The sequence below is a fragment of the Ruegeria sp. CDSA236 genome (assembly GCF_059611285.1).
Genome location: NZ_JBXWPG010000007.1, coordinates 48,209 through 68,443, shown reverse-complemented (window position 1 = coordinate 68,443; position 20,235 = coordinate 48,209). Strand labels below are relative to the sequence as shown.

The 20,235-nt window shown below is 57.0% G+C and carries 21 protein-coding genes; 10 read left to right on the top strand and 11 right to left on the bottom strand.

Annotation, left to right across the window (positions count from 1 at the left end; translation table 11 throughout):
- Positions 1-101 precede the first annotated feature (101 nt).
- Positions 102-1,631, top strand: a complete 1,530-nt coding sequence (locus AC2FLB_RS12795) for a DUF2125 domain-containing protein (RefSeq protein ID WP_496709380.1) — start codon at positions 102-104, stop codon at positions 1,629-1,631.
- A 35-nt stretch (positions 1,632-1,666) separates the two neighbouring features.
- On the opposite strand, the gene AC2FLB_RS12790 is transcribed toward AC2FLB_RS12795, so the two are convergent.
- Positions 1,667-2,410, bottom strand: a complete 744-nt coding sequence (locus AC2FLB_RS12790) for an FkbM family methyltransferase (protein ID WP_496709379.1) — start codon at positions 2,408-2,410, stop codon at positions 1,667-1,669.
- A gap of 155 nt (positions 2,411-2,565) precedes the next feature.
- Here AC2FLB_RS12790 and AC2FLB_RS12785 point away from each other — a divergent pair, with 155 nt between their 5' ends.
- Genes AC2FLB_RS12785 through lpxK form a run of 4 tightly spaced genes read left to right on the top strand, consistent with a single transcriptional unit; the run spans position 2,566 to position 6,916 of the window.
- Positions 2,566-3,912 (top strand): TldD/PmbA family protein, encoded by a 1,347-nt coding sequence (locus tag AC2FLB_RS12785; RefSeq protein WP_496709378.1) that lies wholly within the window; start codon positions 2,566-2,568, stop codon positions 3,910-3,912.
- Positions 3,899-4,699: an inositol monophosphatase family protein gene (locus tag AC2FLB_RS12780; RefSeq protein WP_496709377.1), complete on the top strand. Its 801-nt coding sequence runs from the start codon at positions 3,899-3,901 to the stop codon at positions 4,697-4,699. Before AC2FLB_RS12785 ends, AC2FLB_RS12780 begins: the two co-directional genes overlap by 14 nt.
- Positions 4,696-5,931 carry a 3-deoxy-D-manno-octulosonic acid transferase gene (locus AC2FLB_RS12775; RefSeq protein WP_496709376.1) on the top strand — a complete coding sequence of 412 codons (1,236 nt, stop codon included), beginning with the start codon at positions 4,696-4,698 and terminating at the stop codon, positions 5,929-5,931. Before AC2FLB_RS12780 ends, AC2FLB_RS12775 begins: the two co-directional genes overlap by 4 nt.
- On the top strand, positions 5,918-6,916 hold the full coding sequence (lpxK, locus tag AC2FLB_RS12770; protein WP_496692533.1) for a tetraacyldisaccharide 4'-kinase: 999 nt from the start codon (positions 5,918-5,920) through the stop codon (positions 6,914-6,916). Before AC2FLB_RS12775 ends, lpxK begins: the two co-directional genes overlap by 14 nt.
- A 36-nt stretch (positions 6,917-6,952) precedes the next feature.
- Here lpxK and AC2FLB_RS12765 read toward each other — a convergent pair whose 3' ends face one another.
- Both AC2FLB_RS12765 and AC2FLB_RS12760 read right to left on the bottom strand, forming a co-directional pair.
- Positions 6,953-7,615, bottom strand: coding sequence for a DsbA family protein (locus AC2FLB_RS12765; RefSeq protein WP_496677840.1), 663 nt, complete (start codon positions 7,613-7,615; stop codon positions 6,953-6,955).
- 14 nt (positions 7,616-7,629) lie between these two features.
- Entirely contained in the window at positions 7,630-8,136 is a 507-nt protein-coding gene (locus tag AC2FLB_RS12760) for a DUF721 domain-containing protein (RefSeq protein WP_496677841.1), read from the bottom strand.
- 81 nt (positions 8,137-8,217) lie between these two features.
- On the opposite strand from AC2FLB_RS12760, the gene mutY reads away from it, so the two are divergent.
- Positions 8,218-9,273 (top strand): A/G-specific adenine glycosylase, encoded by a 1,056-nt coding sequence (gene mutY / locus AC2FLB_RS12755; protein WP_496709375.1) that lies wholly within the window; start codon positions 8,218-8,220, stop codon positions 9,271-9,273.
- A gap of 58 nt (positions 9,274-9,331) precedes the next feature.
- Complete coding sequence (locus tag AC2FLB_RS12750) at positions 9,332-10,468, top strand: alkane 1-monooxygenase (RefSeq protein ID WP_496692535.1); 1,137 nt, start codon at positions 9,332-9,334, stop codon at positions 10,466-10,468.
- An 84-nt stretch (positions 10,469-10,552) separates the two neighbouring features.
- Here AC2FLB_RS12750 and AC2FLB_RS12745 read toward each other — a convergent pair whose 3' ends face one another.
- The 4 genes from AC2FLB_RS12745 to AC2FLB_RS12730 all read right to left on the bottom strand — a co-directional run bounded on the left by AC2FLB_RS12745 (position 10,553) and on the right by AC2FLB_RS12730 (position 14,507).
- Positions 10,553-11,935 carry an adenylate/guanylate cyclase domain-containing protein gene (locus AC2FLB_RS12745; RefSeq protein WP_496709374.1) on the bottom strand — a complete coding sequence of 461 codons (1,383 nt, stop codon included), beginning with the start codon at positions 11,933-11,935 and terminating at the stop codon, positions 10,553-10,555.
- Positions 11,936-12,081: 146 nt separating this feature from the next.
- Complete coding sequence (locus AC2FLB_RS12740) at positions 12,082-13,185, bottom strand: site-specific DNA-methyltransferase (RefSeq protein WP_142637139.1); 1,104 nt, start codon at positions 13,183-13,185, stop codon at positions 12,082-12,084.
- A 106-nt stretch (positions 13,186-13,291) separates the two neighbouring features.
- Complete coding sequence (gene rnhB, locus AC2FLB_RS12735) at positions 13,292-13,909, bottom strand: ribonuclease HII (RefSeq protein WP_496692538.1); 618 nt, start codon at positions 13,907-13,909, stop codon at positions 13,292-13,294.
- A 109-nt stretch (positions 13,910-14,018) separates the two neighbouring features.
- The gene (locus tag AC2FLB_RS12730; RefSeq protein ID WP_496689943.1) at positions 14,019-14,507 is read right to left on the bottom strand and encodes a hypothetical protein; all 489 of its coding nucleotides are present in this window, start codon (positions 14,505-14,507) and stop codon (positions 14,019-14,021) included.
- A gap of 175 nt (positions 14,508-14,682) precedes the next feature.
- On the opposite strand from AC2FLB_RS12730, the gene AC2FLB_RS12725 reads away from it, so the two are divergent.
- The 3 genes from AC2FLB_RS12725 to AC2FLB_RS12715 all read left to right on the top strand — a co-directional run bounded on the left by AC2FLB_RS12725 (position 14,683) and on the right by AC2FLB_RS12715 (position 17,297).
- Complete coding sequence (locus tag AC2FLB_RS12725; RefSeq protein WP_142637145.1) at positions 14,683-14,970, top strand: hypothetical protein; 288 nt, start codon at positions 14,683-14,685, stop codon at positions 14,968-14,970.
- Complete coding sequence (locus tag AC2FLB_RS12720; protein ID WP_496689945.1) at positions 14,942-15,643, top strand: winged helix-turn-helix domain-containing protein; 702 nt, start codon at positions 14,942-14,944, stop codon at positions 15,641-15,643. The genes AC2FLB_RS12725 and AC2FLB_RS12720 overlap by 29 nt, the downstream gene beginning before the upstream one ends.
- Before the next feature lie 82 nt (positions 15,644-15,725).
- Positions 15,726-17,297: a DUF427 domain-containing protein gene (locus AC2FLB_RS12715; protein ID WP_496692540.1), complete on the top strand. Its 1,572-nt coding sequence runs from the start codon at positions 15,726-15,728 to the stop codon at positions 17,295-17,297.
- 49 nt (positions 17,298-17,346) lie between these two features.
- On the opposite strand, the gene AC2FLB_RS12710 is transcribed toward AC2FLB_RS12715, so the two are convergent.
- The 4 genes from AC2FLB_RS12710 to AC2FLB_RS12695 all read right to left on the bottom strand — a co-directional run bounded on the left by AC2FLB_RS12710 (position 17,347) and on the right by AC2FLB_RS12695 (position 20,235).
- Complete coding sequence (locus AC2FLB_RS12710) at positions 17,347-18,138, bottom strand: DUF1217 domain-containing protein (protein WP_496692541.1); 792 nt, start codon at positions 18,136-18,138, stop codon at positions 17,347-17,349.
- Entirely contained in the window at positions 18,135-18,536 is a 402-nt protein-coding gene (flbT, locus tag AC2FLB_RS12705) for a flagellar biosynthesis repressor FlbT (protein ID WP_271949613.1), read from the bottom strand. The genes AC2FLB_RS12710 and flbT overlap by 4 nt, the downstream gene beginning before the upstream one ends.
- Positions 18,536-18,910: a flagellar biosynthesis regulator FlaF gene (gene flaF, locus AC2FLB_RS12700; RefSeq protein ID WP_496709373.1), complete on the bottom strand. Its 375-nt coding sequence runs from the start codon at positions 18,908-18,910 to the stop codon at positions 18,536-18,538. The genes flbT and flaF overlap by 1 nt, the downstream gene beginning before the upstream one ends.
- Positions 18,911-18,987: 77 nt before the next feature.
- A complete protein-coding gene (locus AC2FLB_RS12695; protein WP_496692542.1) occupies positions 18,988-20,235 on the bottom strand; it encodes a flagellin N-terminal helical domain-containing protein in 1,248 nt (415 codons plus the stop codon).

The window sequence follows — 20,235 nt, the reverse complement described above, 5'->3', positions numbered from 1 at the left end:
CCTCTATCCTGCGAACGGGGAATGGGTCCAGCCCTTCCCCCTTGACGCCCGCCGCCACCGGCATCACCATGCGCGCAAATTTGATCAAGAAGGGTTCTATGATGTCCGTTTTTCTCCGCCGCACCTGCGGCGCAGTTCTGGCCTACACTGTCATTTCGCAGGGGGCGCTTGCCGACGTTACTCCACAGGAAGTCTGGGATGACTGGCAGTCCTATCTGGCGCAGATGGGCTATACTGTATCAGGTGACCAGACAGATACCGGCAATGGTATCACCATCGAAAACCTGACGATGTCGATGGATCTCCCGGAAGAAGAGGGATCGTTCAGCATGGCCATGCCTGAAATGACCCTCACCGACAATGGCGACGGGAGCGTCAATATTGGTGTCCCGGAAAGTTTCCCCATGACCGTCACCGGCAATGTCGATGGTCAGGACGAGTCATTTACAGTCGATATCGAATACCTCCACAGCGGGCTTGTTATGACCGTCTCTGGCGATCCGGATGATGTGACTTACGATTACTCTGCAGACAGCCTTGGAATCAAACTGGGTAACATCGAAGTCGACGGTGAAACGTTGCCGCCCGAAGTGGTTGGTGGCTACCTTGAAATGGCGGATGTGAGCGGCAGCTCGCAAATGAAGATCGGCGAAAACCGCGATGTCGACCAAAGCTTTACGGCATCAGAGATGACCTACAGCTTGGCATTTCAGGATCCCGAAAGCGACGACGCTGGAAAATTCGACGGCACGCTTGGCGATCTGGCCTTCGACGGCACCAGCATTATCCCTTCAGATTTCAATTTCTCTGACCCGCAGGCATTCTATGACGCTGGCTTTGCCTTCTCGGGTCTCTTTACTTACGGATCAGGCCAGTCTTCGATGGCGGGCAGCAGCGAAGGCGAAGACTTTTCGATGGCCAGCGAATCCGAAGGCGGACGGCTTTCCGGCAGCATCGACGCCAACCGAATTGCTTATGACGTCGAACAAAACAGCGCCAAAATTGCTGTAACAACGGCGGAACTGCCCTTTCCAATCGAAATTGCCATGGAAAGTGGCGGTTTCAAGTTCGAATTCCCGGTACAGGAATCCGAAGAGATTCAACCCTTTGGGCTGGCGATAAACTTGACGGACTTCACTATGTCAGACGTGCTGTGGAGCATTTTTGACCCTGCAGCCGCCCTGCCACGCGATCCGGCCACGATTGCGCTGGACCTTTCCGGTACGGCCAAAGTGCTGACCAACTTCTTTGACCCCGAGGCCGTAGAGGCGCTTGAGTTTGCGGACGAAGCGCCGGGTGAATTGCACTCTCTGACGATCAACGAGTTGCTGGTCTCTATGGTCGGTGCGGAACTGTCCGGCGATGGCGACTTCACCTTCGACAATTCCAACACTGAGGAACTGGGCGGTCTGCCGACCCCCGCTGGCGTTGCGAACCTGCAACTGGTTGGTGCGAATGCCCTGATCGACACTCTGATCGGTATGGGTCTGATTGCCGAGCAAGACGCAATGGGCGCGCGAATGATGATGGGTCTCATGGCAGTGCCAGGGGAAGAGCCCGACACGCTGAATTCGACAATCGAGTTCAAAGAAGATGGTCAAATTCTGGCCAATGGACAGCGCATCAAATAAAAGAAACAGGGAAGGCGGCCCGTCTGCCTTCCCTTTTACGACGAGCGCCGGCGAACACGCCGGAACAGCACCGACCCACCGCTGCTGACACGTTGATCGTAGGCAAACCCAAGTGCCGAAAGATGATCGAAACAAGCCTTGATCCCATGCAATCCGATCTTACGGGTGTGGACCTCAAGATAGACTTTCTGGACATTCACAAGATCGACCCCGTCGAACAGAAACTTCTCGCCCCCTTCGATATCGACGATCAGCACGTTGGCTTCAAAGTCCCGCAGAATTTCTGACAGAGGACGTTCCGGCACGCTGACCTCTCTGACATAGTCCGGATCAGGGTCCAGAGATGAGGACCAGAACGGTTCGCGTATGTAAAATCGGGCGGTTCCGGGAACCCGTGTATCGCCGAGGGCAACCGCGTTCACCACCTCGACATTCGCAATGTCATTTGCCTTGTGGACACGGCCGATGAATTCACACAGCGTCGGGTTCGCCTCGATGCACATTGCGTGGCGTACACCAAGTTGCGTCACCAGATAGGATGAGATGAAGCCGATCCCAGCGCCCAGCTCTACCACGCGATCCTTCGCGTCGATGAATTTCGGCAGACCGGTCACTTCGTCTTTTTCGTAACGCTCGGCCAGGATTGAACGCTTGACCTTAGGCGTAATGATCTGCGGATCATCGGGGATCGCAACCCCGCGCAGCGATAGATTGTTCTGCATGTTGTGGCCTGCCCGTTCTTCCTGCCCAGTCGTCTCATTCTCATCCAGTTGGATCAACTACTAACCTACGGCTACGGACAAAACAGCGGAATTATTGCAGCCACATGCGAAATTCGCCTTTCTGGCCTTTCTGCAAACCCCCGAAAATGACCGCAGGTCTTGCGGGACGGACGGGCGGACGATAGGTCCAAAGAAACAAGACCGGAGGCCACATGACGCGCACACCCGAAGAGATCAGCCAACACCTGCTGGATGCCGCCCGAAAGGCCGGGGCCGAGGCTGCGGATGCCATCGTGCTGGACGGGTCTTCGGTCTCGGTAGAGGTACGCTCTGGCGCGCTTGAGGCCGCCGAGCGGTCCGAGGGCACCGATCTGGGGCTGCGGGTGTTTCTGGGCAAGCGTCAGGCCATCGTCTCAAGTTCCGACAGCCGCCCCGAAACCCTGACGGCCATGGCCGAACGCGCCGTTGCCATGGCCCGCGAAGCGCCCGAAGACCCGTTTACCGGTCTGGCGGATGAGGCTCAGCTGATCCGGGATTGGGATATTCAAGCGCTGGAACTGCGCGATCCTGCGCCCGAACCTACAGCCGAAGACCTATTGCAGGACGCTTTGGCAGCAGAATCCGCGGCGCTTACGGTCGACGGTGTCACTCAAGTGTCGGATGCCGCAGCTGCCTATGGCACCCACCGCGTGCATCTGGCCGCAACCAACGGCTTTTCCGGCGGGTATGAGCGCAGCAGCCGGTCGACCTCCTGCGTGGCAATCTCGGGCCAGGGCACCGGGATGGAGCGCGATTATGACGGCGACAGCCGCACATTCCAAAGTGATTTGCGCAGCCCGGACGAGATTGGCCGAAACGCAGGCGAACGTGCTGTGGCACAGGTCGGCGCGCGCAAGCCTGCAACAGGCGTCTATCCGGTTCTGTTCGATGAACGGATTTCATCTTCGTTGATCGGGCATCTTCTGGGCGCCAGCAACGGTATCTCCATCGCGCGCGGCTCGTCCTGGTTGTCGGATTGTCTTGGACAGCAGGTTCTGCCGGAATATCTTTCGCTGATCGAAGACCCACATCGCCCGCGCATGTCCGGGTCGCGCCCCTTTGATGCCGAAGGCTTGCCCACACAACGCCGGGCGATCATCGAAAACGGTGTATTGACGGGCTGGACATTGGACCTGTCCAGCGCACGCAAGCTCAAGATGGCCTCGACAGGAAATGCTACGCGGGGCGTGTCTGGGCCTCCGTCACCAAGCAACTGGAACCTGAGCCTGACACAGGGCGAGCACAGCCGCGCAGAGCTGCTGCGCGATATGGGAACAGGATTGTTGGTAACGTCGATGATCGGATCGACCATCAACCCCAATACAGGAGATTACTCTCGTGGGGCTTCGGGCTTTTGGGTCGAAAACGGAGAGATCACCCATCCGGTCAACGAATGCACCATCGCCGGAAATCTGCGCGATATGCTTCTGCGGATTATTCCGGCGAATGACGCCCGCCCCTATTTGTCGCGTGTGGTCCCATCGTTGCTGATCGAGGGAATGACACTTGCCGGCAACTGACCTGCCCCTGCTGATTGACGCCGCGCGCGAGTCTGGAAAGATCGCAACACGGTATTCCGGGGCAAAAGCACAACGCTGGGATAAGCCCGATGGTGCAGGCCCGGTAACCGAGGCTGATCTGGCCGTGAACGCGATGCTCGAACAGCGCTTGCCCTCTGCGCGACCGGGTTACGGCTGGCTCAGCGAAGAGACCGAGGACACCCAGCATCGCCTGTCCCAGGACCGGGTTTTTATCATTGACCCGATCGACGGCACCCGTAGCTTCACCGAAGGTTCCTCAACCTGGGCGCATTCCCTGGCTGTGGCGGAACATGGTCAGGTGACGGCGGCGGTCATTTACCTGCCCTTACGTGACCTGTTGTATGCAGCGGCCAAGGGCCAAGGGGCCACACTAAACGGCGCGCCGATTGTCGTATCGGACACCCAAGACATCACGACGGCCGAGATTCTGGCCGCAAAACCCAATCTGGACAGCCGGCACTGGTGTCAGGGCCGGGTTCCTCAATTCCGTCGAAACTATCGCCCGTCGCTTGCCTATCGGTTGGCATTGGTCGGGCAGGGTCGCTTTGACGGAATGTTGACACTGCGCCCCAGCTGGGAATGGGACATCGCGGCAGGGGATTTGATCGTCCAAGAGGCAGGTGGCATATGTACGGACCGGCTTGGCGCCCCACTGCGCTTTAACAACCCACATCCGCGCCTGAATGGTGTCATCGCGGCAAACCCGCCATTGCACCGGCAACTGGCGGATCAGATTGACCCAGACAGTGCGGGCATTGCGCCATGAGCAAACCGCGATCCCTTAGTCTGGCGGCCTATCGCGTGCTTTCGTGGGGCGTACCCGGCAACGGGGACCAACCCTATGTGCCCCGACCATCAGGAGATCTGATCTGGATTCACATCGCCAATCCGGGTCGCCTTCGCGCGATGATGGATTTCTGCCACAGGCTGCTGCAGTCGCGCCCGGGCCTGTCGGTTGTCCTGTCGGCCCCACCCGAAGCGGACCTGAGTCAGTGGGACTGCGCGAAATACATTCTTGTGAACCTACCTTCGGAACAAACCGGCGCCGCGCGGGTGTTTCTGGACTATTGGCGTCCGAATATTGGCATTTGGGTTGGCGGCGGGCTGATGCCCAATGTGATTACCCGTGCCCACGAGCGCGAAGTGCCGTTGATCCTGATCGAAGCTGAAATCGACCTGAACACCGCGCGTGGGACCCGGTGGCTGCCCGATATCAGCAGGTACACTCTCGATTGCTTTCAACGAATTCTGGCTACCAGCAACGAAACGGCCCGGCAGATCCGCAAATTGGGAATCGCCTTCACCAAGGTCAGCGAGGCGCCTCCTCTGCTGATAAGTCCGAACCCTTCTCCGTGGCCCGAAGACGAACTGATCGAAACCAATCACGCCTTTTCAAGCAGACCCATATGGCTCGCGGCCTGGGTGAAGGATAAAGAGTTCATCTCGGTCCTCAGCGCCCACCGTCAGGCCATGCGGATGCTGCCCCGGTTGACCTTAATCCTGCATGTCGCCGACATACAGGAAGCCGCCCCACTGCACCGGCGGCTCGAAGCCATGGACTTGCGCTGCATCAACTGGGACGATGGCGGCATGATTGAAGATACCACACAGGTCGTCTTGTCCTCGGACCCAGAGGTTTTGGGCTTGTGGTACCGTGTTTCGGCAGTGTCCTTTATCGGCAACTCGCTCGAACGGGGCGACGGGGGACAGGATCCGTTTGGTGCGACCGCCCTGGGATCGGCTGTCATACATGGCCCACATGTTGACCAGCATCAGACAGCCTACGATCAGCTGGACCAGGCAGGCGCCGCTTTAACGGTCCGAACCGCAACCGAACTTGGGGATGCCGTGGTAGAGCTACTTGCGCCTGACCGCGCGGCGGATATGGCTTTGGCAGGCTGGCAGATCGTGACCGACGGCGCGCCGCAATCAGATCAGCTGATCGAACTGGTACAGGACTATCTGGACGAACGGAGCACCGACGATGCGGGCACCTGACTTTTGGAACACCGCTCCGGATCAGTTGGACCTCAGGGCCCGGCTGCTGTCCCCGTTGGGACGGGTTTATGCGGCGGCGACAGCCCGCAGGCTGGCCTCGGAAACAGGTTTCAACCCAGGCGTCCCCGTTATCTGCATTGGAAACCTGAATGCAGGCGGGACCGGCAAAACACCAACCGTGATCTGGATGATCGAACAGCTGCGGGACGCGTGGCATCAGACCCATGTTGTCACCCGAGGCCACGGCGGCGCACTGACAGGACCTGTGCGCGTCGATCCTGGCAAACATACGGCGGCAGAAGTCGGGGATGAACCGCTGCTGCTGGCCGCATTTGCGGATGTCTGGGTGGCCAAGGACCGCGCCGCGGGCGCAAAAGCCGCTGCCCAGGCCGGGGCAACGGTAATCCTGTTGGATGACGGGTTTCAGAACCCCTCGGTTGCCAAAGATTTTTCGGTCATCGTAGTGGATGCCGTACGTGGTTTCGGCAACGGATTGTGCCTGCCTGCGGGTCCATTACGCGAGCCTGTTGATGTCGGATTGCAACGGGCCGATCTGGTGTTGTCGCTGGGCGGCTCAGACGCGCAGACACAGTTCGCCGCCCGCTGGGGGGGAAATCTGACGGTTCCACATGCGACCGGTGCGGTCGAACCGCTGCAGACCGGAATGGATTGGACGGGCACGCCGGTTCTCGCCTTTGCAGGAATTGGTCATCCGGAAAAGTTCTTTGCCACATTGCGCCAACAGGGCACCACCCTGCTGCGGGCCGAGGCGCTGGACGATCACCAGCCCCTGACACCGGCCTTGATGACACGGCTAGAGAATGAAGCGCGCCTGCTCGGCGCTCAGATGGTCACGACGGAAAAAGATGCGGTCCGCCTGCCAGCCGCCTTTCGCAGCAAAGTCATCACCCTGCCCGTCCGGCTGAATATGGACGAGGGCGACCGGGTCAAACAGTTGCTACTGCAGGTCGCGCCTTCGCCCTGAAGGCGACCGACCCTGACAGGCCGGTCGTATTTGGATTTAGCTGCCCAGTTCGGCGTCGATCAGCTTTTTGAATTCTTCGTAAGACTGATTGTCGACCTTCTTGCCGTTCACAATAAAGGATGGGGTTGCTCTGATGTCGTCGCGTTCTGCGTTCTCCTGATACCAGGCCACCAAGGTCTGCGCACGATTTCCGTCCTGCAGGCAAGCATCAAGCTGGTCATTGGTGATCCCAGCTAAACGTCCGATCTTGCGCAGTTCATCCACGATCTCCGCAGGTCCACCGGCACGGGTCCATTCAGCCTGATCCTTGTAGATCAAGTCGGAGATGCCGAAGAACTTCTCGGGGCCGCCGCAGCGCGCGACCATCGAGGCCCAAAGTCCGTATTTGTCAAAATACACTTCGCGGTAGGTAAACTTGACCTTGCCGGTGTCGATGTAGTCTTTTTTGATTTTCTTCAGCGGCCCCTGATGAAAACTCGCGCAATGCGGACAGGTATAGGATGCATATTCGATGATCTCGACGGGCGCGTCCGCGGACCCTTGCACCATTTCGATGATGGTCGAAGTGTCCAGATCGGCCTGTTGTGCCTCGGCGCTGCTGACCAGCGGGTTGGACGGAGAGGAATTTGACAGCGACAGCCAATAGCCACCTGCGGCTATGGCGACAGCCGCGCAGATTCCGATTGCAATACGGCTCATGAATCAGCCCTTTCTCAGCGTTTTTGCTTGGATAAAACGTTACGGCCCAGACGTTCAAGGGCTGTACGCAGATCGCCATCATGGACGCCCTGCGCAGCCCGGTCTGCCTCGGCTGCAATTTCTGGTTCGATTGTGGGTTTCACCTGTTTCGGCTTGTGGTCGAAGCTGGCCTGCCCCTCGGCAAATCCTGTAGGAGCCGTCTGGGTGATGCGCACCCGACTAATCGCATTATAGCCATAGACCGCATTCACCTTACCGCGCAGCTGTTCCTTCTGCATTTCCAGCATCGGCGCCTGCGGGCCGGTGGTCAGCACCGTCAGCGTGGCCCCCATACCGCCCTTGCCATAGCCTACGTTAACCGGCCGCGCGATCGAGGCCACATCCTGTCCGACGATCTCGGCCCAATGGGTCAACAGGCGTGAAACGGCGAATCCCCGGCTTTCCCCGGCGCGCCTGATCTGGCCGTTCAGCAATGTCGCAGTACGTTTAAAGCCGCGTGTCGAAGAACGTCTGGGCTGCATCTGGTTTCCAACTCCTGTCTCTCTATTGTAAAGGGCAGAACACCGGGCGCCAGCGAAACCCGACAAGGAGATATGTAAAACTTGCGTGACACCCACGAAATTGACTTCAGCGATGAGTTGCTGGCCTGGTACGACCGCAATGCCCGTGAAATGCCATGGCGCATCGGTCCTGCCGATAGGTCTTCCGGAATGCGTCCTGACCCCTATCGGGTTTGGCTGTCCGAAATCATGCTACAGCAGACAACTGTGGCAGCGGTGCGCGACTATTTCCTGCGGTTCACATCTCGGTGGCCGACAGTTGAATCACTGGCCGCAGCGCCTGACGAGCAGGTCATGGGGGAATGGGCCGGTCTGGGATATTATGCCCGCGCCCGCAATCTGCTGAAATGCGCGCGCGTTGTGGTTGAAAGCCATGATGGCTGTTTTCCCGACTCACACGATGAGCTGCTGAACCTGCCGGGCATAGGCCCGTATACAGCCGCCGCGATTGCAGCCATTGCCTTTGATCGTCCGGAAACCGTGTTGGACGGCAATGTCGAACGTGTCATGGCCCGCCTATACGACATTCACGATCCGCTGCCGGGGTCAAAACCACAGCTCAAGCAACGTGCAGCTGCATTGACCCCAGCGGTGCGTCCGGGCGACTATGCACAGGCCGTGATGGATCTGGGTGCGACTGTCTGCACCCCAAGATCCCCGGCATGCGGGATATGTCCAATGCGCACGCGTTGCCGCTCCCACGCTGCGGGTACCCAGGCCGATCTGCCCCGCAAAACACCGAAAAAGCCAAAACCCACACGTTATGGCCATGTCTACATCACCCAGACAGCGGACGGGGCGATGTTGCTTGAACGCCGCCCAGACAAAGGGCTTTTGGGCGGTATGCTGGGATGGCCGGGATCCGAATGGTCCGATGCGCCGTCTGACACCGCGCCGTTTGCGGCGGACTGGCGCGTTCTACCGGGCGAAGTGCGCCACACGTTCACGCATTTCCACCTGATCCTGCAGGTTTGGGCAACCTCTTTACCGCCCGGTGCGGCACCGGAGGACATGATCTTGCTTGATAAACATGCCTTTCGGCCCAGCGATCTTCCGACGGTCATGCGCAAGGCATTTGACCTCTGGCGCAACCAGTAACACATTATGCTGAAACACGACCTACGGATAGTCTGTCCCGCGTCGACCGGAGCTTTTGATGATCGCATCTGAAACATTGACTCGCTGGCAATCCACCCTTCCATTCTGGGTCTCGTTTTTGCTGATTCCATTGATTTGGGCCACGGCCTTTGTGGGTGGCTGGTGGGTCTTGCTGGTGCCGCTTTCAACATGGTGGATATTTGCCGCGCTGGATCAGCTCACCGGGCTCGACCTCGAAAATGCGGACCCAGAGACGCCGGACAGCATGTTGCGCTGGTATATCCTGCTGACCAAAGCCTGGGTTCCGGTACAGTTCCTGACCCTTTACGGGCTGCTTTGGTATGTGACGCACAGCTCTCACCTGTCTTCACCAGAAAAGATCGGCCTGTTCTTTGGCATGGGTGTGATCTCGGGAACGATTGGAATCAACTACAGCCACGAACTGATGCACCAGAAGGGCCGGCTGGAGCGCGGGCTTGGCGACATCCTACTGGCCATGGTCTTGTACTCGCACTTCCGGTCCGAACATTTGCTGGTTCACCACCGCTATGTCGGAACCCCGCGCGATCCGGTAACAGCACGGTACAACGAAGGCTTTCATCGCTTCTATCCGCGTGTTCTGTGGCAATGTCTGGCCTCCGCCTTTCATGCTGAGCGCGAGAAACTGGCGCGCAAGGACCGCCCCTGGACGGACCGCACAAACCCGTTCTGGCGTTATTGGATATTACAGGGCGGCTTGCTGGCGTTGGCAGGTTTGATTGGCGGATGGTCCGGCCTTGTCCTGTTTCTGATTCAGGCCGGCGTCGCCATCTGGCAGCTTGAACTGGTGAACTATGTCGAACATTACGGGCTGACCCGAAAATATCTGGGCCAGGGGAAGTACGAACACGTCCTGCCCTGTCATTCGTGGAACGCGTCGCAAAAAGCGTCGAACTGGCTGCTGATCAATCTACAGCGCCACTCGGACCATCACTACAAACCCAACCGTCGATTTCCACTGCTTCAACATCACGATCAGAACACCGCACCGCAACTGCCCTACGGATACCCAGTGATGACGATCGCCGCGATGATCCCACCGCTCTGGCGGCGTGTCATGAACCCCCGTGTGCGGGATTGGCGCCGCCGGTACTACCCCGAAGTCACAGACTGGCAACCCTACAACAAGTCACAAAACCCGATGCCAGGGTCCTGACCGCAGCGCGCCTCGGCGCGCTGCCCGGCCCAACGACTGGCCCTGCGTCTTTGATGCGTGATCCATCGACGAGAGAGCCATGAGCTACATCACCCAGATATCCATCGGGTATTCAACACCGCGCACAGGGTGGCCCTTGTTTTCGGTAAATTCGGCTGTCAGTTCGGAGGCACTGCTCCCTTCCTGCTCAAGCTGCAGGCGCACCGCATCACTCAGCACGATCCGGGCCTGCAGCTCGCGGGTCATTGCCTCAAGTTTCGCAGCGACATTTACCGCATCACCGATCACAGCAAATTCCAGACGGTTGGCGCCAATATCCCCCAGAACAACCGAGCCATAATGGACACCGATGCCAACATGAATCTCGGGCTCTCCGGCACGTCTACGTTCTATGTTCCACCGGTCAATCACAGTCACCATGCCGCGCGCGCAGGATACCGCGTTGGTCGCATCCAACGGTGTCGTCACCGGGGTTCCGAAAGTTGCCATAAGACCATCGCCCAAGTACTTGTCCAATGTCCCATGATGGCGGAACACTTCGGCCTCCATCCTGGCGTGAAATCCACGCAGCACCTCGATCACGTCATAAGGATCACGACCCGCCGCATATTTGGTGAACCCCACAATATCGATGAAGAGCACTGCGACATTCTCTTTTCGCACCTGTTTGAGCGGATCATCATTTTGGCTCAGTTCCTCCACCACATTTGGTGAGAAATATCGCGACAGGTTCGCTCGTTCCCGTTCCAACCCAGCATTGGTCATCAGCAAATGATTGAGTCGCCGCATCGACACGCCCAGCGTCACCGCCACCATCAGGAACACAATCACTTGCTGTATTCGGTCGTGAACCTCAAAGCTGTTTGGATCCAACATCTCGGCTACATCCGGATACCCCTGCAAGGCCTCGGCCACTTTCTCACTTATGCCGGGAATCGGAAACGCAACCCACCAGGCAATCACCCATCCGGTAGTCCAGATTATTGCAGTCCATGTGCCTATGGCAATCACCGTGCGCCAGGAATAGGCCATGGTTCCTGCTGCAAGAATGACGAAGAAATACTGAAAGTTGTCAAACCGGAATTGCATTGCCAATGGGCGCACATCATCGCTGAACGGGTTGGGAATGATCATCCCCAAAGTCATAATCAAAAGGTCAACAAAGATTAGTAGCAACTCTGTCCGAGATTGCCCCACACGGCCTGCCCGTCGGATCATCCAACCATTTGCGCAAATCAGCAAAAGGATGAAATGATACCAAAGGACCTCCCAATGCGGGTTCAGGTATATCAGCAAAAGGCCAGTCAGACCCATTGCGATCCAGCGGGCCCGGACAGCAAGCTCCAGCCCCTCGCGCTTGTGCCGTTCCAGCGCAGCTTCGGTGTATTTATTCTCGATTTCTACTTCGTTCGGACGGGTGAAAAAGAACCGCCTAGCCCGAGGTTCGCTGGCTGCTGTGTCCGACATTGCGAAAGCTCCTACACTGCGCCGATTGCTTCATTAGGCTCATATCGGAACTCATCAGGGAAAGAAACAAAAGACCCCGCCGTTGATCGGCGGGGCAAGGCTTAGTGCCTTGTGTCAGGCCACAGGCACCGGCGGTATTGGTGAAATCAGTTGTGCATCTCGGACCGGATTTGCTGACGCAAGACGTCGATCGGCACGGTTTTGCCGTCGCGCTTGAAGCACCAGTAAGTCCAGCCATTGCACGAGGGCGCATTCTCAAGATGGGCACCGACCTGATGGATCGAACCCTTGATGTTTTGCCCCACAAGCGTGCCATCGGCGCGGACCTTGGCCTTGTGACGCTGGTTCATGGAATAGAGTTCCTCGCCCGGGCGTAGCATGCCGCGTTCGACCAACTGGCCAAAGGGCACGCGTGGCTCGGCGCGTTTGCTGGCGCTGACCTCCAGCGCCTCGCGGTCGAATTTACGCACTTTCGCGATGCGCTTTTCGGCCACTTTGCGATAACTTTCTTCGCGCTCGATCCCGATGAATTCGCGACCCAGCATCTTGGCCACGGCCCCCGTAGTCCCGGTGCCAAAGAACGGGTCCAGAATAACGTCACCCGGATTGGTTGATCCAACCAGCACGCGGTGCAGCAATGATTCTGGTTTCTGCGTCGGATGCGCCTTGTCGCCGTTTTCATCCTTGAGCCGTTCATGGCCAGTGCAGATCGGCAGCACCCAGTCGCTGCGCATCTGGACGCCTTCGTTCAACGCTTTCAGTGCCTCATAGTTGAAGGTGTATTTCGCCCCTTCACGCTTGGAGGCCCAGATCATTGTCTCATGCGCATTGGTGAACCGCTTGCCACGGAAATTCGGCATCGGGTTCGATTTGCGCCAAACTACATCGTTGAGGATCCAATACCCAGCATCCTGCAACGCAGACCCAACGCGGAAAATGTTGTGATACGATCCAATCACCCAGATCGCGCCATTGGGCTTCAGCAGACGATGGGCCGCCTTCAGCCATTCCCGCGTGAACTGGTCGTAGACGCCAAAGCTGGAAAACTGGTCCCAGTGATCATCGACTGCATCCACTTGGCTGTTATCGGGGCGGTGCAGTTGCCCTTTCAACTGCAGGTTATATGGGGGATCGGCAAAAATCAGGTCAACCGATGCCTCGGGCAGACTGTTCATCACTTCGATGCAGTCCCCGGATAGAATCGTGTTTACAGGGAGCGCTGTCGCGCCCTTTTTGGTGGTCGTTGTCATATCGCTGCCTCAAGTTCCACGGCGCTTATGCGCTCATTTGGTTGAGACAAGGATGAGTCAAAGACGATTCGCCGTCAATTTCTTTTTTGAATCAGCGGCTTACGATTTACTCTTGATACAACATATTGTGGACGGGCTTGAACGAAACTCTATGGTGAGGGGTCACACCAAGATTTCGCAGCGCATCCTTGTGTTGTTTTGACGGATAACCGGCATTTGTCTCCCAGCCGTATCCCGGATGCTGTTGCGCCAAATCCACCATCAGTTGATCGCGCCAGTTTTTGGCAAGGATCGAAGCTGCGGCGATCGACACGGAATGGGCATCGCCTTTGACCACTGCCTGTGCCGGAATGGCCAGTCCGCGCGGAATCATATTTCCGTCGATCAACAGATAATCAGGGGGGGGATCCAGCGCCGCCACCGCGCGCTCCATTGCCAGATGCGAGGCACGCAAGATGTTGTGCTCATCAATCTCGGCCACCGAAGCCTCGGCCACCGCGAATTCGGCGCAGCCACGCAGGGCAGTATCCAATGCGGCCCGGCGCTTGGCCGAGAGTTTCTTTGAATCGTTCAGACCTTGGGGAATTTCCGCGGGGTTCAGGACCACCGCCGCCGCCACAACAGGACCGGCCAGCGGACCTCGGCCAACCTCATCGACACCGGCAATCCGCAGATATCCCTGCGCAAGAGCGGCTTTTTCAATCTCATAATCTGGTGTGGTCATGTTTTGGGAAAATCCTGTTTTCCCCCATTGCGCAAGAAAAAAGAGAGGACAGCAATCGCTGCCCTCTCCGACGTGATGCTTCTAAGGCACCACTCCTGCTCGAACCGTATTACTTGTAAACGACGCGGTATCCCTGTTGGCGCAGGCAGGCGGGTTCATAGGCCCGCTTGACCTTATTGCCATTCCAGAAACCGACCTTGCACTTTTTGGGCAGGCTATTGGCGTATTTGTAGTGCTTATCCAGGCAGCGCGTCCCCAGAAGCGGGCGCTTTTTGCCATAGCCCTTGAAGGTTTCCATGCACCGTTGCGGCAGACTATAGCGCGCAACGCGCTCGGGCAAGGGACGGATATGGTTCGGCCGATGCCTGGGGGTCCTCTGGATGTGCTGTTTGGGGGCCTGATACACGTGGTTGTAGTTGCGGGTAACCTTTTTGCTGTCGCCTTGCTTGTCAAAATGATGGATGGCAGCGCCAATCAAGGCAATCGCCGCCAGCCCGCCAAGAATATCTTCTGCATCAGCGGCACGGGCCTGGGATGCAGAAACGCCGGTGATTGCGACTGCAGAGGCGATGATCAGAGCGATGAATTTCTTATGCATGGTGCTGTCCTTTCGGGTACTCGGTGGACGTGATGACAGTCCGTAAATTCGATAACCCGACATTGGGGGTGTCCCCTTCAGACAAGCAATAACGCCGTTTTGTTATCCGATATCAGACCGCGAAACCCCTTTGCGTTATTGAATATCAACCAAAGCCATGCGCAGGATGCGGCCTATGAAACAGATCCTCTCTTCTCTGGCCATCGGGGCCCTGATATCGCTTGGTTCCATGGCGTCAGCGGCGGATTGCTATGCCGATTACAAGGCCAAGCAGGACAATCCGTTGCGTCTGCATTATGGCGTCATGCAGGTTTCATCCTGCGGCAAAGGAAAAGCCAAAAAAGAGGTCGCACAACGGCTGCGCGGCTCGGGCTGGACCCTGCTGAACGTCATGTCCGTTTTTGGGCCTGAAGGGTTGGATAAAAGGAAGGCCAATGCCGGAAAATTCTATCTCCGTTACTGAGGCACGGCGCTCGGGCGTCAGGTTGGTTGGCGCGGGCATCACGGTAATCGTTGTCATACTTGTGGCCTCTGCCGCCTTTCTGTTGTGGACATTGCCAGATGCAAACGCGTTCAATGCCCGCGTCGAACGTCTGTTCGTCGAGAGTGATCTGACCTCGCAGACCGAGATTCGCCTACTCGAGATTCTGGCCCAGTCCGGCACTGCCTTTGCCGATACATTGTCCAGTTACCGCATGGTTATCTTTGTTTTGCTGGTTTTCGCCACTGCAATGCTGATTGCTGCGCTGGTGTTTCTGGTCATGCTGGTGCTGTTGAACCGACGCATGGCACAGATTGAGCGCACTGGGATTCAGGTCACTTCACTTTTGATCAGCCGGGAAGAGAATACCGTCTATCTCAATAACATGGATTTCAAACTGACTGCGTCGGCGATGGAAACCCTGTCAGTTCTTGCCGAATCCCGGTTGGATGACGAGGTTCTATCCGGCATTCAGATCGAGGCGATGATTTCCGGCAAAAGCACAGCTGATTGTGACGAGGCTGCTGGCGCGACGCGGATCAAGCGCCTGCGCGATGCTTTGGGCAATCAGATGGTCAGCGAGTTGCTGGTCAAGAACATTGCTAAAAAAGGCTATATGTTGTCGATCGAAAAAGACGTCATTCAGATGATTTGATATTGGGAAAATCCTGCTCTGCCCCTTGGAAAACACGGATCAAACGCCCATCCTATAAAGACCCGTGCCGGGGAGGATGATTATGAACGTTCACGTGACTCCAAATATCAAAGGCTATGGGATCTCGGTCGAACCACTTGTCGGCCGTATCGCAATCTACCGGGATGAGATCCTTCTGGCTGAAAGCTTTGATGCCAAGGTAATGTACGAAACTCGGTTGCCGCCGATGATCTACATCCCCCGTCAGGATGTACATGTCGATCTCAGCGATGAGACCGAACTTCAGACATTCTGCCCGTTCAAAGGCACCGCCACTTACCACGATGTCGTTCTGGCGGATCAACGATTGGCCAACTCCGTCTGGGCTTACGAGAACGCCCTGCCCGAAAGCGCCGCGATCCAGGGCCATATCGGCTTTATGCCCACCGCATATACGCGGATTGAGCTGGGTGAAAACAACCTGCGCAACCCGGAAGACGGCAATATCAGCGGGCCGCTGATTGATTGGCTGATGCGGGGGGCCAGTGACCTCAGCACGCCCGAAGCATTCACCAAAGCGCTGGCCGAGAAGATGCTGGAACATGGAATTGCCATTCAGCGCCTCAGTATCCTTGCCTGGTCCCTACATCCGCTGATCGCGGGCAAACACTATATTTGGGAAAAGGGTGAGGCCGAGATTTCGACCAATGTGCCCACCTATGAAATCCACGACCACCCCGCCTATATCAACAGCCCTTTGCGCCACGTGTCCAACGGTATGGGCGGCGTGCGCCAAAGGCTGAATGACGAGAACCCTCAGCACAGCTTTCCGATCATGGAAGACTTGCGCGCCAAAGGGGCGACCGACTATGTCGCGATGCCCCTGCCATTTTCCGACGGGCGCACCAATGTCTTGACGCTGACTTGCGATCACCCCGACGGGTTCACAACGGCCAATCTTGGGCTGGTGTTCGAATGCTCCTCGGTGATTGCCCGGTTCTACGAAGTCTTCATGCAGCGCGAAAACGCCCAGGTATTGCTGGAAACCTATGTCGGAAAGCGGACCGGCGCGCGTGTCCTGGGCGGAGAAATCCGTCGTGGCGACGGGGATGAGATTGATGCAGCCATCATGTTCTGCGACTTGCGCAATTCTACCCTGTTGGAAGAAAAGCTGGGCCGCGCCGCCTATATCAACCTGCTGAATGACTTCTTTGAAACGGTCTCGGGCATCGTCGACGAAAACGGTGGTGAAGTTCTAAAATTCATCGGGGACGCTGTTCTTGCTGTATTCCCGGCAGGCGAAGATTCTACCTTAGCCCGCGAAAACGCGCAGCGATCAGCAGTTGGAATCGTTGAAAGGCTTGGAGAGCTGCGCAAGTCCGGGTCGGACATGCATTGCGACTGTTCGATTGGTGTCGCTTATGGGCGCGTAACTTACGGCAATATCGGGTCGCGCGAACGGTTAGACTTCACCGTCATCGGACAAGCGGCAAACGTCGCCGCACGGCTTGGGGAATACAGCAAGATCGTGAATCACAGGATCGTTGTTACCAAAGACATCGTGCCGGCCTGTACAGACGCTTTGCCACTTGGAGAGGTCAAGCTGCACAACGTGTCACAACCCGTGTGCTCATACGCGCTCAAAACCTCGGCGGACGCGATTCTGAACGGCTAGTCGCGCGAAGTTGCGTTTGATACTCACGCATCTTGCGATAGGGACAGCACTATCCGCCCAGCAGAAGCAACGCGGTTTGGGCCGGGGAAATTGTGCTTTGAAGCTGCGAGATCTGACTGCGCGCAAGGTATCTGTCGGTCAAATCCCCGATCGCCTCTTCATCCGCGAACTGCGCTAAATCGTCAGATCCAGTCAGGTTCGACAACCTGTCCTTGAACACCTCAAGCTGCTTGTCGATGTCCAACTGACCAAAGCTTGAAGGCAACCCAAGTGCCATCTCCATCATCTTTCGCAACGGCGGAAGGCCCATCAAGTCGAACCATTTCGTGTCACCACTGCTGTCTTGCGATGCCAACTCAGCCAGCGCATGTTTTGCATAGAGGGATATGCGCATTGTCTCGTCCTGTTCACCCACGGCGACCTCAAAGCGTGAGGTCACGTTGTCCCGGGCAATATCCTCCATAAATGTCGAAAGAATGGTTCTTCGAATTTCGCCAGGGCCCAGTCCAAATGCCTCAGAGAATTCACGGTATCTTTTATCAGATAGGCGATTGGACAATGCATCATCTGCGCTTGTTCCATCTGACAGGATTTTCTGGATGAAATAGCGGTTGTCAATGTCGCCCTCCAGACCAAATGCGCCCAAGGCAACCTGTAGCAACCGGCGGTCAGAAACCAGATCTTCAGCCGTCTGAACCTTGCCGATGTTTTCCCGGAAATACGTCGCCTCACGCTCATTGACCGACGAAGAGGAAAAGCTGTTCAACTGGCCTTCGTAGGTGCGTTGAAGGAACCGCCAGCCAACAATGCCACCTGAGGGTATGACCGGCTGAAAGGTCATTGCTGGTAGGCCATGAGGCGCTCTTCTCGCGGTAGCAGAGCACGCAGGGATTTAAGGCATTTGTAATACTGCTCGGCCAACAAGGCTTCTGTTGCCTCGGCCAAAACTCTGCGGCTGTCCGCATCCGTAAACACTTGGCTCAACTCTTCCACCCGACGCAGCAGTTGTTGGCGGGCGCTTTCAGCTTCCATGTCTCCAGACAGAACCAGTTGCGTCGCATAGCACACTCTGCGAACGGGTGTGTTCACCTCGTCAGGATGTATCGCATCGCGCAAACGCAGGACATTTGCCTGTGGTGTCATGATTGAAAACCGACTTCTACGATCGCCGTTTTCCACAACTACACCATTAATCAGCACCCGTTCTTTTGGGGCAAGCTTCAATACCAAACCCGCCATCAGTTCGCACCCATTTGCCGAAGGCCTTTAAGAACGGCCATGTTTATTTCCAGAAGGGGCTCTACCGAAGCCTTATTGCTGAGTATCTGGCTGCTGTGCTGTTCGGTGAACTCAGCAAGATAGAAAATCCGGGCGCGAAGGTCATTCGGCAAGGCGTTATCGGAATCGGCGACCCCGTTTGCCAACACAGACCAAAGCCTCCGGTTTTCATGCAAAGCCTGAACAAACGCTCCAAAGTCGGTTTTGTGCCGCGCGGCCGCAGCCTTCAACCGATGCGTGATCTTGGAAATCGCCTCATATTCCGTATCACGCGGTGCGCGCGTCGGAGCAGCGGTCTGCGCATAGGCGCGTTGTGCAAGAGTTTGCGGTGTCACTTGAAATCCTTCCAAAAGGCCGTCTTACGGCGGTCAAAGCCGGGGCGCGTTTCCACGCCCCGGCCAGGGTCCTGAACTTAGCGGAACAGCGACAGGATCGACTGCGGCGCCTGGTTGGCAATCGACAACGACTGCGTTGCCAGTTGCTGCTGTACCTGCAGGGCCTGCAGACGGGCCGAGGTTTCTTCCATATCGGCGTCAACCAGCGCTCCGATACCGGACTTGAACGAGTCAGAAAGATTCGAGATGAATTCTTTCTGCGTTTCGATCCGGCCCTGAGACGAACCGAACGCCGCAGATGCATCAATGGACGTGTCGATCAAGGTCTCGATAGTACCCAGCGCCGCCTGAGCACCAGCATCTGTCGAAACATCAATCGAAGCCAACGCCCCCAGGCCACCTGCATTGGCATTGGTGAACTGCGCCGAGACAGTAACGTCCCGATCAGCGTCGGCACCAGCCGTCGCAGCACCGGTTACAAATGTCAAAGTGCCCGGGTTGGCTGAGTCATAGTCGATTGCGACACCCGTGATCCCCAGGGAATCGATCTGATTTTTCAGACCAACGGCAACAATGGCATCCGTATAAGCGGCGTCATATGTTCCAGATGGGTCCAGATCAGCAGCTTGCACCGTGTAGGACGCAACCTTGTCACCTATAGTGATCGAGATCTTGTCACCAGCAGCAAAGTTGTCCGTTGAACTGTCCACCACGATGTCGCCGGTTCCACCAGCTTTGTCCATCGTGAAGCCCGCGGCGTCATTGTCGGTTGTGACGTTGTCCGAGCCGGCCAGAACACCTTTGCTGGCATACCCACCTGTGGACAGGTTCTGCGAGGCCACCGATATCGAAGATGCGGTTACGTTGCCACTGGAGTCACGATCCAGAGACGACAGGATCGAGGCTGTACCCGCCGAACCGTCAACCAGGTTAAGCCCGTTAAACTGCGCCGCTCCAACCACCGATGCGATCTGATCTTTAAGAGCAGTCACGTCGTCATTGATTTTGCCGCGGTCAACGTTGTCTTCCTGTGCCGCAACGATCTTCTCTTTCATCTGGGACAGCAGGTCAGTGACAGTCTCGGACGCGTTCCGGGCCACCGCAACGGTCGATTCACCCAGTGCCAAACTGTCTTTGATGGCGTTGAACCCTTTAACGTCCGACTCCATGACTTTGGAAATCGCCCAGACGGCTGAATTGTCCTTGGCTGTGGCGACGTCCTTACCAGTTGAAATCGCGTTCTGGGTCTGCGCCAGGTTCTTGTTGACCGATTTCAGGGTTTGCAGCGCAACCATTGCGCCATTGTTTGTCAGAATGCTGGACAT